The organism is Stappia sp., assembly GCF_048268045.1.
Taxonomy (GTDB): domain Bacteria; phylum Pseudomonadota; class Alphaproteobacteria; order Rhizobiales; family Stappiaceae; genus Stappia.
Genome location: NZ_JBLWWG010000001.1, coordinates 345231 through 358290 on the forward strand (window position 1 = coordinate 345231; position 13060 = coordinate 358290).

The 13060-nt window shown below is 66.4% G+C and carries 7 protein-coding genes; 1 reads left to right on the forward strand and 6 read right to left on the reverse strand.

The annotated features are described in order from the left end of the window. Nucleotides 1-3: 3 nt before the first annotated feature. From ACN0WF_RS01605 to ACN0WF_RS01620, 4 genes are all read right to left on the reverse strand, one after another. Entirely contained in the window at nt 4-3858 is a 3855-nt protein-coding gene (locus ACN0WF_RS01605) for an AsmA-like C-terminal region-containing protein (RefSeq protein ID WP_417771209.1), read from the reverse strand. 42 nt (nt 3859-3900) lie between these two features. Beyond that, entirely contained in the window at nt 3901-5316 is a 1416-nt protein-coding gene (locus ACN0WF_RS01610; protein ID WP_417771015.1) for an FAD-binding oxidoreductase, read from the reverse strand. A gap of 189 nt (nt 5317-5505) precedes the next feature. Continuing rightward, nucleotides 5506-6729, reverse strand: a complete 1224-nt coding sequence (locus ACN0WF_RS01615; protein ID WP_417771016.1) for a chloride channel protein — start codon at nt 6727-6729, stop codon at nt 5506-5508. A 347-nt stretch (nt 6730-7076) separates the two neighbouring features. Next, nucleotides 7077-8891: an aminopeptidase P family protein gene (locus ACN0WF_RS01620; protein WP_417771017.1), complete on the reverse strand. Its 1815-nt coding sequence runs from the start codon at nt 8889-8891 to the stop codon at nt 7077-7079. A 276-nt stretch (nt 8892-9167) separates the two neighbouring features. Between ACN0WF_RS01620 and ACN0WF_RS01625 the strand changes: the two genes are divergently transcribed. Then, complete coding sequence (locus tag ACN0WF_RS01625; protein ID WP_417771018.1) at nt 9168-9386, forward strand: hypothetical protein; 219 nt, start codon at nt 9168-9170, stop codon at nt 9384-9386. A gap of 122 nt (nt 9387-9508) precedes the next feature. On the opposite strand, the gene ACN0WF_RS01630 is transcribed toward ACN0WF_RS01625, so the two are convergent. Beyond that, nucleotides 9509-10399 carry a 50S ribosomal protein L11 methyltransferase gene (locus ACN0WF_RS01630; RefSeq protein WP_417771019.1) on the reverse strand — a complete coding sequence of 297 codons (891 nt, stop codon included), beginning with the start codon at nt 10397-10399 and terminating at the stop codon, nt 9509-9511. A 146-nt stretch (nt 10400-10545) separates the two neighbouring features. Next, on the reverse strand, nt 10546-13008 hold the full coding sequence (locus ACN0WF_RS01635) for an ATP-dependent helicase (RefSeq protein WP_417771020.1): 2463 nt from the start codon (nt 13006-13008) through the stop codon (nt 10546-10548). Between the last annotated feature and the right edge of the window lie 52 nt (nt 13009-13060).

The window sequence follows — 13060 nt, forward strand, 5'->3', positions numbered from 1 at the left end:
GCTTCACCGGTCGGGCGTAGCGCCCACATAGACCGGAGGGTCGAGCGGCGGCAGCAATTGCATCGGCGCGCCCTCGCCAGCCCCGCGCTTTGCTGCCGAACCGGTGGTCTCGGGCGGGTTCGCCCTGTCGATGTCCTCCAGCGCGCGGCGAATGCGGTCGCCGAAGCCGGCGGCCGGCGAGGTGGCTCCCTGCCTCTGCGGCGCCGCGCGCTGCTTGCGCTGCGCTTCCTTTTCCGCCGCCTCGCGCGCGGCCTTTTCCTTCGCCGCCCGGTCCTGCTCGGCCTTCTGTGCCGCCGCCCGTTCCGCCGCCGCCCTGGCAGCCGCTTCCTCTTCCACCGCCCGGCGCGCATCCTCCTGGCGCTTGAGCTCGCGCTCTTGCGTCTCGCGCTCCTTGCGACGTTCGATCTCGCGCTGCCGTCGCAGCTCGCGCATCAACCGGTCGCGCTCGCCGATCTCCGCCTGCAAATCCTCGACGCGGCGCACCTCCTGCTCGAAGGCACGCAGGGTTAAAAAGGCCGTGAAGGGGGCAATATCGATGCCCCGCTCGGGCGCTGCAAGAGCCCCGGAGAAGACCAGCCCGACCTGCGGCTCCGCACCGGTAACCGCGTTCTCGCCCGGCTCGACCTTCAACGCGATCTCGCTTTGCAGGGTCTTTTCCTTGAGGTCCACCTGCGCGCCGCCGAAGACATTGGCCGACTTCGTATCGAGACGCAGCGTGTTGACCCGCAGCACGCCGCCGGCGATCGATCCGCTGGCCTCAAGCGCCTCGAAGGGCAGCACCCCGGCGTCCAGATGGCTCGCGAAAGCCTGGCGGATGGTGTCGTCCTCCAGCTTCATGCCGGCATCGACCGCCCGGATCACCAGAGCGAAGGCGTTCGGGTTGATCCTGCGGATCTCGCCATCCGAAACGCCGAGCGTCATGCCTCCGGCCAGTCCGGAGACGATGCCCGCGAGCGACCGCCCCGTACCCTCCGCATCGACTGTCAGGTCGAGGCGCCCGGTCGCAACAGCGCGCCCGCCGCGCCGCCAGACGAGCTCCGCAAGGTCCGCGCCTTCGAGTTTCGCCGACCCTGTCAGGCTCGCCTGCCCCCCGGACCTCTTGACCGCGTAAGCACCGGAGATCGCACCATCGGCGAATTTCCCGCCCGAAATATCGAGCGCGAGCGCCTCGGGCGTCAGCGTCAACCGGCCTTCGAGATCGACGATCTCCGGAAGGCCGGCCATTGCAAGCGCGCCAACCGAAAGATCGACGCCGATATCGAGATCCGGCAGCAGCGGCTGACCGAAGGCCGTGGTCGACCAGACGCCCGTCTCGGCGGAGGTCATCTCGTCCGGGCCAAGCACCAGATCTGTGGCGGCGGCAAGATCCAGCGTCGAAAGAACCAGACGGCCGCGCACCCGCGGCGCCATGCCCGTCGTCTTCCGACGCAGGTTGACGTCCAGTGCGCCATCGACCTCGGCCTCGGCGAAACGCCCGGCGATATCCTTCAGTGTGAAAGTGTCGCCCTTGCCCTCGAGCCCGGCGACGAGATCGACCGCACCGCTGCCCGTCGTCAGGGACGGCAGGCGTCCCGACAGGATCGCAAGCGACATGAGATCACGCGCCTTCGCGGTGACATCGGCCGAATAGACCGCCTCGCCGTCCTTCGGCAGGGTGATCTCGCCAACCGCGGCAAGGGATGCCTCCTTGCCGAGGTAGAAGCGCGCGGATCCCTCCAGCGCGTTCTGGGCGCGACCGGAGAGACTGAGCTCCAGCCGGGCATCGCCAACCGCGGCAACGGGCAGCACCGAAAGCCCGACCTGCGCCAGGAAGCCCGCGCCGTCCGCCGCGCTCAACCCGGCGCTCAGATCCAGGCGCGCCGCGCGCCAGGCGTCCAGCCGCCCGTCCAGGCCGGCGGAAATGTCGACAGCAGTGCCCCCCGCCGTGCCTCTGGCCGTGACGCCGGCAAGTGTCGTCGCACCAGCTCCCGCCCCGCTTGCTTCGCCGGTGAAGACGAGCTCAAGCCGCGCCGGCGACAATGCCTCGGCCCGGCTGGCGAGAAAACGTGCCGCCCCGGCCTCGGGAACCAGCGCCGAGAGAAGTCCGGCGACACCATCGAGCCGGTCCGCGTCGACGGAAACCGTCATCTTTCCCGAAGGTGTCGACGACAGGGAGGAAATCTTGCCCTCGGCAGCAATCCGCGCGCCGGCGAGATCGTCGATCGACAGCGTATCGATCGACAGCGTGTCGTTCGCGTAAAGGGCCTTCAGCGTCGCTCCCGAAGCGCTGAAGGCACCGGCCTTGACCTTTTGCGCGAAGATTCGCGCGGAGATCTCTCCGGCGATGTCCAGCCCCTTGTCCTTGCCACCCAGGAAAAGGCCGACGAGCAGACGCGCCTGATCTGCGTCCAGAAGTTCCGCATCGAGATCCGCTTCCAGCCGAGGCGGACCGCCCGCCGGCAACCGGTAGGAGATCGCGCCCCGCCCCGACTGGCCGGCGATCTCGAAGGACATATCCGTGAGCGACACGCCGTCAGAGGCTGCGGCCACCCTTGCATCGACCGCGAAGGGCTCGACGACGGCACCGGCGACACCGCCCTTTCGCCACCAGTCGGCAAAAAGATTGGGTTGGACGACCGAGGCGGCGAAACTGCCCCGGAACGCGGCTTTCGGGGTGAGTTCGATATCGCCCCGGGCGAGAAACTCGGTTCGCCCGGGCAGCTGTCCCTCGAGCGTGCGCACGCGCCAGCCGCTCGCCAGCCGGTCCGCCTCAAGCCGCACGTCCTGGATGAGGCCGCCGCCGGAGATCACCCCCGGCACGGCCAGCTTCACGGTCCCGGCGATGGCGGGATGCGGCAGAGCCTGCAGCGCGTCGAGAACGATGCCGCCGGCCTCCCTCGCCGATAGCGGCTCCTGGGGCCCGCGACCGGAGATCCGGTCGAGATCCAGCTGCTTGGCGCGGGCTTCGAGATCGAACCTGTAGGGCTCGGCAAGCGACACCGCGAGCGTGCCCTCAAGCGACACGGGACGCTCTTCCGGCCCGAAGGAGAACCGTGCCTCCTTCAGGTTCAACGTGGTCATGTCGAGCGCGAAGGCGCCCTCGCTCCGCCAGGCTTTCGTCTTGTCCTCATCCACCGTGACGGAGGCCAGCGTATAGCCACCCTCATAGGCGGGCCGGCCATCGTCGATGGCAAGTCGCCCGTCCATGACGAGGTCGACCGGCGTCGACACGGGAATGACGCTGGCGCGCAGCCGGAGCCCGCCCTCCGCGTCGCGACGGCCGGTCGTCAGCATCACGGTTGCCCGCTCGCCGCCCAGGGATGCCATGCCGTCGATCTTGAACGGTCCGAGCAACGAGCGCGCCGCAACGGTCAGATCGACATCCTCGATCCGATGGGTGCGCCCGCTGCGCGCATCGATGATGCTGAGTCGGCCGTCGCGGATCGTCGCCTGCTCGAGCATGACAAGGTCGGGGTCGAGATCGCGGATCAGCCCCGCGCGGTCGCGCGCGGTGAACCAGTCAAGACGCCCCTGCTCATCGATGGAAAGCCGCAGGCTGGGCGCGTCCATCGTCATGTCGATGACCCGGATCTCGCCCTTCAGCAGAGGCGGCAGCTCCACCCGCATGGTGAACCGGGAAACCGCGAGCAGCGGGTCTTCGGGTTCGCCGACGCGCACATCGGTGAAGGTCAGCGTCGGCGTGGGCAAAAGCCGCATTTCGGCCTCGCCCATCACCGCGACGCGGTGGCCGAGCATCTGCTCGCCATAGCGCTCGAACGTGGTCCGATAGGCGGTCCAGTCGACAAGGAACGGACCGACGAGAGCGGCCAGCAGCACGGCGATGAGCGTTACGCCGATCGTGATGTAGATCGAGTTCAGCGCTCTTCTCCCTCGTTCGAGCCGGCGTCCGGCCGCCCGGCCCTAGTCTGTCTTGAGGATCTTCCCCGGATTGAGAATGCCATGCGGATCGAGCGCGCGCTTGATCGTGCGCATCACGTCCAGCCCCGCCCCGTGTTCACGGTCGAGATATTTCATCTTTCCCTGGCCCACGCCATGCTCGCCGGTGCAGGTGCCTCCCATCTCGATGGCGCGCCAATTGAGGCGCTCGACGAAGGCTTCGGTCGCCTCGATTTCCTCCGGCTTCTCGACGTCGACGAGCACCAGGACATGGAAATTGCCATCGCCGACATGGCCGACGAGCGGAGCAATCAGCCCACTCTCCTCGATGTCGCGGTAGGTCTCGCCGATACAGTCCGCCAGCCGCGAGATCGGCACGCAGACATCGGTCGAAACGCCCTTGCTGCCCGGCCGCAGGCCAAGCGAGGCCCAGTAGGCGTTGTGCCGCGCCGTCCAGAGCTTGTTGCGATCCTCGGCCTGCGTCGCCCAGACAAAGGTTCCGCCGCCGTTCTCGCCGGCGATCTCGCCGAACAGCTCGCTCTGCTCGCGCACCCCCGCCTCGGTGCCGTGAAACTCGACGAAAAGCGTCGGCGTCTCCTCGAAATCAAGCTTCGAATACGCATTGCAGGCGCGGATCTGCAGCGTATCGAGAAGTTCGATACGTGCGACCGGCAGCCCAAGCTGGATCGTCTGGATCACCGCGTTGCAGGCGCTTTCCAGATCCGGGAACGGGCATACGCCGCCCGACATGGCTTCCGGAATGCCGTGCAGGCGCAGCGTCACCTCGGTGATGATGCCGAGCGTGCCCTCGGAGCCGATCATGAGCCGCGTAAGATCGTAGCCGGCCGATGACTTCTTCGCCCGCCCGCCGGTATGCACGATCCGTCCGTCGGCCATCACCACCGTGAGCGCCAGGACCGCATCCTTCATGGTGCCATAGCGCACCGCGTTGGTGCCGGAAGCACGCGTCGCGGCCATACCGCCAAGGCTTGCGTCGGCGCCCGGATCGATCGGGAAGAAAAGCCCCGTGTCGCGCAGATATTCATTGAGCTGCTTGCGGGTAACGCCCGCCTGCACGACGCAGTCGAGGTCTTCCGCATGAACCTCGAGCACCTGGTTCATGCGCGACAGATCGACGGAAATGCCGCCTGCGGGCGCATTCACATGCCCCTCGAGCGAGGACCCAGTGCCGAAGGCGATGACCGGAACGCGATGTTCTGCGCACACGGAAACGACCTCGGCCACCTCTTCCGTCGTCTCGGCGAAGACGACGCCGTCGGGCGCCTGATTCGGCAACCAGGTCGTGGTGTGCGCATGCTGCTCGCGCACCGCCTGTGCGGCGGAGAACCTGTCACCGAAGCGCTGGCCCAGGATCTGAAGGACAAGCGCGATTCCCGCTCCATTGCGGTGGACTTCGGCCTGAAGGGTGGCAAGGGACATTGAGAAACTCCCAGGAATGACGCTGCGTGCCGTCCGGCGCGCTGCCGGTCGGGATCGGAGGCACCATCGCCCCGCACGTCCCACCCGGACCGGATTTCCCGCAGACTAGCAAAAAACCATAATCCGGGCCAAAGACTTCCGACCCGCACCAGTCCCCGCCCGAAGACAGCGACAAGGTGCGGGCCGGGCCTAACGGACCGGCCGTGTCGAGGTCGATTCCACCCATTTCACGAAGATGCGCGCCTGTGCCTGATAGACGCCTTCCTTGCACATGACCTTGGACGCCGCGTTGGCGATCAGCGCGCAGGCCATCAGCGGCAACAGCATGTGATTGTTGTCGGTCATCTCCATGACGATGACGAAGGCGGTGATCGGCGCCTGCACCACGCCCGTGAAATAGGCGACCATCCCCAGAAGCACGATCACACCGATCGGCACATTGGGGAAAAGCAGCGAAAGATCGGCGCCAAGGCCCGCCCCCACCGACAGCGACGGCGAAAAGATGCCGCCGGGAAGACCGCTGATCGCCGAGGCGACGGTCGCCAGAAACTTGAGCGGCGCATAGATGAAGGAGAGTTCCGACCGTCCGTGCAGGGCCTCGCGTGCGGCCTCGTATCCCGTGCCGTTCACCGCGCCGCCGGTCGCCAGGCCGCAGAGCGCGACGACCATGCCGCAGATCACCGCGAAGGCCACCGGGCGCGCCTTGATGAAGCGCCCGATCCGCCCGGGGCAGCCAAGCGTCACCAGAAGCAGGACGCGCGAGAAGGCACCGCCGCAGATCCCGCCGATGACGCCGATCACGGGAACGGCCAACCAGCCCCAGCCGAAATGCAGCACGTCGTGGGTCGTGCCGAAATAGATGTAATTGCCGAACACCGTCAGCGGCACCATGCCGGCGAGAATCACCGTTCCGATGATCAGGCCGCTGGTGCGCATCTCGAACGACCGGCTCATTTCCTCGATGGCGAAGACGATACCGGCAAGCGGCGTGTTGAACGCGCCGGCGATGCCCGCGGCCGAGCCGGCGAGGATAAGTCCCTGCTGCCGTCGCGGCGAAATCCGCCCGGTGAGGAACATGATCGCGGCGCCAATCTGCACCGTCGGCCCCTCGCGCCCCGTTGACGCTCCAACGGCAAGACCGGCCGTGGTCATCAACAACTTGCCGACCGCAGATCGCAACCCGACGAGCTTGACGCGGTCCCGAGGGCTCTTCAACTGACGCGCGGCGATGGCCTGAGGGATGCCGGAGCCCTGCGTTCCCGGGAAATAGCGGTTGGTCATCCAGACCACCAACCCGAAACCGACAGGCGTGACGAAAAGCCCGCTGTAGGGAGATATCTCGAGAAAAGCCCGAAAGACGTCCTGCGCCTTGTCGGAAATCACCGCGAGCGCCATGCCGCTCAGCCCGACCATGAGGCCGCCAACGCCGAAGATGATCCTTCGCTGCCACTTCCGCGACAGCGCACGAAGGTATCTGACGGGGTGAACTAGGAGATATCTATAAGCCATAGGCTCCTTGTCCCCGTCTTGCGGCCGGATCGGCCCAGGGACAAACGCTTTCTAGGGGTTTCGGATCGAATTTGACGCGCTGCCAGCGCCACATGCGAGCTAGCTTGCGGTATACTTGGAATTCCTCCCGGAATCCATATCAAGATGCTGGTTTTAAAAACGCGAAACCTCCGTTCCGCGTTTCCACGACCCGAGACGTCGTCTTGCAGCACGCAGCCGCCGCGCTTGTGGCGGCAGCGTGCTGCGGTGTGTCAAAGCGGGGCCGTCACAGCCTCGAGCCAGGTCCGCGTCTCAGCGTCCACCAGCGGCCCGATGTCGGCCAGCACGCGCGCGTGATAGGCATCGAACCATGCGCGCTCTTCGCCCGTCAGCATGTCTCCCAGGACCAGACGCCGGTCGATGGGCGCGAGCGTCAACGCCTCGAAGCCAAGCATCGGCCGCTCGCCGCCTTCGATCATCGCGGCCGGGGTGACCAGTTCGAGATTCTCGATGCGAATGCCATGCGAGCCGTCGCGGTAATAGCCAGGCTCGTTGGACACGATCATGCCCGGTTCCAGCGCGACATGACCGGTCTTGGCGATGCGCTGCGGCCCCTCGTGCACAGAAAGATAAGACCCCACGCCGTGCCCGGTGCCATGGTCGAAGTCGAGCCCGGCCTTCCACAGCGCGATGCGGGCCAGCGCGTCGAGCTGCGCACCGCTCGTTCCCGCTGGGAACCGCGCGGTGGCGATGGCGATATGCCCCTTCAGCACCAGCGTGAAATGGCGCTTCATATCCTGCGTTGCGGCACCGACCGCAATGGTCCGGGTGATGTCGGTCGTACCGTCCTGATACTGGCCGCCGGAATCGATCAGGAACAGACTGTCCGGCGGGATCTGCAGGTTGGAGCGCCGATCAACGCGATAGTGGCAGATGGCCGCATTGGGGCCCGCAGCCGAGATGCTGTCGAAGGAGATTTCCTTCAAGGCACCGGTTTCGGCGCGGAACGACTCGAGCTTCTCGGCAACCGCGATCTCGTCGAGAGGTCCCTCGGCCACCGCGCCGTCGAACCAGGCGAGGAACCGGCAGAATGCAGCGCCGTCGCGCAGGTGCGCCGCCCGCGCGCCAGCAATCTCGGCCGCGTTCTTCACAGCCTTCGCCCGCGTCACCGGGTCCGCCCCGGTCACGACCCGGCCGCCAGCCGCGGCAACCGCCTCGCCCAGAGCGGCTCCGGTCCAGTCGGGATCCAGCATGACCGCCGCACCACTGCCACCAAGCTCCGCCAGCGCCGGTATCAGCGCCTCGGGACCATCGATCACGGCAAGTGCTTCCAGATGATCGCGCGAGACGTTGGTGAGCTTGCGCGCGTCGATGAAGATGCGCGGGCGCCCTTCCGCCGGCAGGACGGCGAAGGATAGCGGCAGAGGCGTATGCTGCACGTCGCTGCCGCGGATATTGAAGAGCCAGGCGATGGAATCGGGCTGGGTCAGCACGAAGGCATCTGCCCTTGCGGCGGCCACCGCCCGCGCCATGCGGTCGATCTTGGCCGCGGCTTGCTCGCCGGCGAACGCATCAGGATGCACCGTGACGGTTCCAAGCGGCGACGCCGGCCGGTCGGACCAGACCGCATCGAGCGGATTGTCGTCGACGGCAACCAGTTCGGCTCCCGCGTCCGCACAGGCATCGGCGAGGCGCCTGGCGCCATTGATCGTGTGAAGCCGAGGATCATAGCCGATACGCGCGCCTGGCTTCACCGTTTCGGCGAGCCATGTCGCGGGTGGGGTCTCGATCAGGTGCTGCGGCGCGAAGACCGAGGTATCGACCTGCTCGCGCACCTGGATGGTGTAGCGACCGTCGACGAAGATGGCCGCCTCCCGGGCGAGAACAACGGCCATGCCGGCGGAACCGGCGAAACCCGTCAGCCATTCCAGCCGGGCCTCGCTCGGCGGCACATATTCACCCTGGTGGGCATCGGCGCGCGGCACCAGGAACCCGTCGAGACCGCGGCGGGCAAGCTCATCCCGGAGCGCCGCGCACCGCGCGGAACCCGTACTGGGATCAATCATCGTGTCGAAGGACTGGAACATGACGAGACGCTAGCGAGAAAACGAGGTCCGCGAAAGGGGAAACACGGTCTCACAGCCCCGGCTTTGCACGCGTTCTGTGCAGCGGATGCACAGCTGCTGTGCGCCTTGCACAGACTTTGGATGTTGCATCGCAAAATTTCTAATTCGCACATGCAGCAATCGCAGCACTGCCATGCACTTATCGCACTTTTCGCAGAGCTCGGTTCCCCCCATATTGGACTTGTGAGTTTGAGGGAGGAACCTCTCTAGAAGAGACCTCGAACCGGAGTAAAGATCATGGCCATTGCCACCACGACTGCACTTGCCGGCGTATCGCACGGCACCTCGAAGAGCCTGTTCCGCAAGGCCATGGATTCCATGGTTGCGGCGCGCGAGCGCCAGGCTCGCCGCTATGTGAACGGCTATCTGCTCTCGCTCGATGATGCGACGCTTGCCGCCTACGGCTACGAGCGTGCCGAGCTTGAGCGTCAGGGCGGATTGTCCGCGGCGTTCTGATCCGGCGCAAGGCGCGCTAAGCGCCCTGCACCCGGCAGACAACAAAAGAACCCGGCCTTGCGCCGGGTTTTTTTGTGCCTGAACGCCGCCCGGACCACCCGGGCCGGCGCGCCGCGTGTGCGTCACACAAGGTGACGCCCACGCATCAGCGTCAACGTCAGCCAGCCGTCGCGGTCCTGCCTGCGCACCAGGCGGAACCCCTGCGCACCATAGGCAAAGAGGATACGCGGTCCGTCCTCGACCCGCAGCCCGGACAGCACCAGCGTCGCATCATGCGCCATGCGCCGGGACAGACCATCCGCCATGCGCATCAGCGGCCGCGCCAGAATGTTGGCGACGACAAAATCGAAGGGCCCCTCCTCGTCGAAGACCCGGGCGTCGACGCCCGCCGCCGTCGCCACCTTCAGCAAGGGGCCGGCGAGATTCGCCACCGCATTGGCGCGCGCGGTTTTGGTCGCCACCGGATCGATGTCGGTTGCAAGCACCTTCTGCCGGGAAAGCCGTGCCATGGCGATGGCGAGCACGCCGGTCCCCGTACCCAGATCGAGCATGCGCGCATAGCGCCGCCGCGTCAGCAGCCGATCGATCTCGATCAGGCAGCCCGCCGTTGTGCCGTGATGCCCTGTCCCGAAGGCCAGCGCGGCCTCGATCTCAATGGAGACGCCATTGTCGGGCCGTTTGTCGCGGTCATGCGCCCCATGCACGAAGAAACGTCCCGCGCGCACCGGCTTCAGCCCTTCCAGGCTCTTGGCGACCCAGTTGATGTCTTCAAGCTCGACCGCCTCGACAGGCGCGGCGAAGGCATCCGCGCCAAGTCGGTCGCGCACCAGATCGGACGCCTCGCCGGCACTCATGTCGAAGAGCAGGATCTCCGCCGTCCAGTCGCGGCCGTCGGCGGACGCCTCGAACACGGTCACCGGGTTGCCATCGTCCTCGAAGTCTCGGGACAGCAACTCATAGATGCGCTTTGCCTCGATCTCCTGGGCGGTGATACGGACGCGGATGGTCGACATGAGGGCTCCGGGGCTTCCTGCGGATGGGGCGGGTTGCCCGCCTATAGACCCGCGGACGGCCATCGGCAACGGCCTTGGCAGGGAGAGGGGGCGGCGGGCGCTCCGATAGTCCCCCAAAGGGTGCGCCCGGCGTCGGCGGACACGCGTCAGTGCCGCTCGACGAAACCGTCCAGGACCTTCTTCCGGCCAGCTTTTTCGAACTGGATCGTGAGCTTGTTTCCCTCGATGGCAACGATCTCGCCATAGCCGAACTTGATGTGGAAGACCCGCTCGCCCGTCGCGAAGGAGGACGGCTCCTCGGCAACCGACTTCACCACAAGGTCCCCCTCAATGGTGCGCGGGCCACCGCTGCCGCGCCGCTCGTTGCCGCTCAACCGACCGGCAAACCCGCCGCGCGTCCCCGCACCGCCTCCTCCCGAAGACTGGGAGCGCTGCGCCCGCTGCCATCCCGGCGTCGAATAGCTCGACTGGAACGGATCACGCGTGTCGAAGCGGCTCGCGCCGTAACCGCCGCCATAGCCCCCATAGGACTTGGACGGCTCGACCACGTCCACATGGTCGGCCGGCAACTCGTCGAGAAAGCGCGAGGGAATCGTCGATTGCCAGCTGCCGTGAATGCGCCGGTTGGAGGCGAACCAGATCTTGGCACGCCGGCGCGCCCGGGTCAGGCCGACATAGGCAAGGCGGCGCTCCTCCTCCAGGCCGGCGCGACCGGATTCATCGAGCGCGCGCTGGTGCGGAAAGAGCCCCTCTTCCCAGGCGGGAAGGAAAACCGTGTCGAACTCCAGGCCCTTGGCCGAATGCAGCGTCATCAGCGACACCGCCTCGGCGTTGCCGTCCGCGTCCCTGTCCATCACCAGCGAGACATGCTCCAGGAACCCCGCCATGGACTCGAACCCGTCCATCGAGCGGATCAGTTCCTTGAGGTTGTCGAGCCGCCCCGGCGCCTCGGCGGAACGGTCGGCGCGCCACATCTCGGTGTAGCCGCTCTCGTCGAGCACGATCTCGGCCAGCTCGGTATGCGGCATGCCCTCGAGCTGATCCCGCCAGCGGTCGAAGTCGGCAAGCAGCATCCTGAGCGTCGTGCGCGCCTTTGGCCTCAGCTCTTCCGTCTGGCAGAGATCGGCTGCCGCCTGCATCAAGGGCATCCGGTTCGCCCGTGCATGGGCATGAACGAGCTTGAGGCTCGCTTCGCCGAGGCCGCGCTTCGGCGTGTTGACGATGCGCTCGAAGGCCAGGTCATCGGCCGGCTGAACGATCGCGCGGAAATAGGCAAGTGCGTCGCGGATCTCCATGCGCTCATAGAAGCGCGGCCCGCCGACGACCCGATAGTTGATCCCCAGCGTGACGAACCGATCCTCGAACTCACGCATCTGGAAGGAAGCGCGCACCAGGATCGCCATCTGCTCGAGGCCATGGCCCTTCGCCTGCAACGCCTCGATCTCGTCGCCAATGGCCCGCGCTTCCTCCTCCGAATCCCACACGGCGGCGACCGAGACGCGCTCGTCATCCCCCTCGTCCTCAAGGTCGGTGAACAGCGTCTTGCCGAGACGGCCCTCGTTGTGGGCGATCAGATGAGAGGCGGCAGCCAGGATGTGGCTCGTCGAGCGGTAATTGCGCTCCAGCCGGATCACCTTGGCGCCCGGGAAATCGTGATCGAAACGCAGGATGTTGTCGACCTCGGCCCCGCGCCAGCCATAGATCGACTGGTCGTCATCACCCACGCAGCAGATGTTGGTGTTCCCCTGTGACAGCAACCTCAGGAACATATACTGCGCGATGTTGGTATCCTGATACTCGTCCACCAGCATGAAGACGAAGCGGCGCTGGAAGTCCTTCAACACGTCCGGATTTTTGCGGAACAGCGTGATGACATGCAGCAGCAGATCGCCGAAGTCGCAGGCGTTCAGGATCGACAGCCTGTCCTGATAGAGCGCATAGAGCTCACGCCCCCGACCGTTGGCGAAGCTGCGGGCCTCTCCTTCTGGCACCTGTTCGGGGGTCAGGCCGCGGTTCTTCCACCCGTCGAGCAGCCCGGCGAAGGCACGCGCCGTCCAGCGCTTGTCGTCAAGCCCTTCGGCCTGGATGATCTGCTTGATCAGCCGGATCTGGTCGTCCGTGTCGAGAATGGAGAAACCGGACTTGAGACCGACGAGTTCCGCATGGCGGCGCAGGATCTTGACGCAGATCGAATGGAACGTGCCCAACCAGGGCATGCCCTCGGCGCTGTCGCCGATCAGCCGCTCGATGCGCTCCTTCATCTCGCGCGCGGCCTTGTTGGTGAAGGTCACCGAAAGGATCTGGCTCGGAAACGCACGTCGCGTCGCCAGAATGTGGGCGATGCGCGTGGTCAGGACCTTGGTCTTGCCCGTGCCCGCGCCGGCAAGCACCAGAACGGGTCCGTCCAGGGTCTCCACGGCCTCGCGCTGCTCCGGGTTCAGCCCCTCGAGATAGGGCGTCGGCTGCATCGGCTCCGCCGGTCGCGCCATGGCCGCCCGCGCCCGCGCCGCGATACCACTGCCCGCGGGCACACCCCTGTCGTCGCGCCCCGATGGCACCGGCTCGGCATCTCGGGCGGAATGTCGGCTGTCGACAGGGAAATTGGCCATGCGGTCTCGGATCTCGATGGGTCAGGGTCACTCAAACCGGAACCGCGGATCG

What these genes read in the sequence shown, in the direction of transcription:
- ACN0WF_RS01610 (WP_417771015.1), bottom strand. Translation starts at nt 5,316, where the DNA reads ATGTCCCTTGCCACCCTTCAGGCCGAAGTCCACCGCAATGGAGCGGGA.
- ACN0WF_RS01635 (WP_417771020.1), bottom strand. Translation starts at nt 13,008, where the DNA reads ATGGCCAATTTCCCTGTCGACAGCCGACATTCCGCCCGAGATGCCGAG.
- ACN0WF_RS01620 (WP_417771017.1), bottom strand. Translation starts at nt 8,891, where the DNA reads ATGTTCCAGTCCTTCGACACGATGATTGATCCCAGTACGGGTTCCGCG.
- ACN0WF_RS01615 (WP_417771016.1), bottom strand. Translation starts at nt 6,729, where the DNA reads ATGGTCGGGCTGAGCGGCATGGCGCTCGCGGTGATTTCCGACAAGGCG.
- ACN0WF_RS01630 (WP_417771019.1), bottom strand. Translation starts at nt 10,399, where the DNA reads ATGTCGACCATCCGCGTCCGTATCACCGCCCAGGAGATCGAGGCAAAG.
- ACN0WF_RS01625 (WP_417771018.1), top strand. Translation starts at nt 9,168, where the DNA reads ATGGCCATTGCCACCACGACTGCACTTGCCGGCGTATCGCACGGCACC.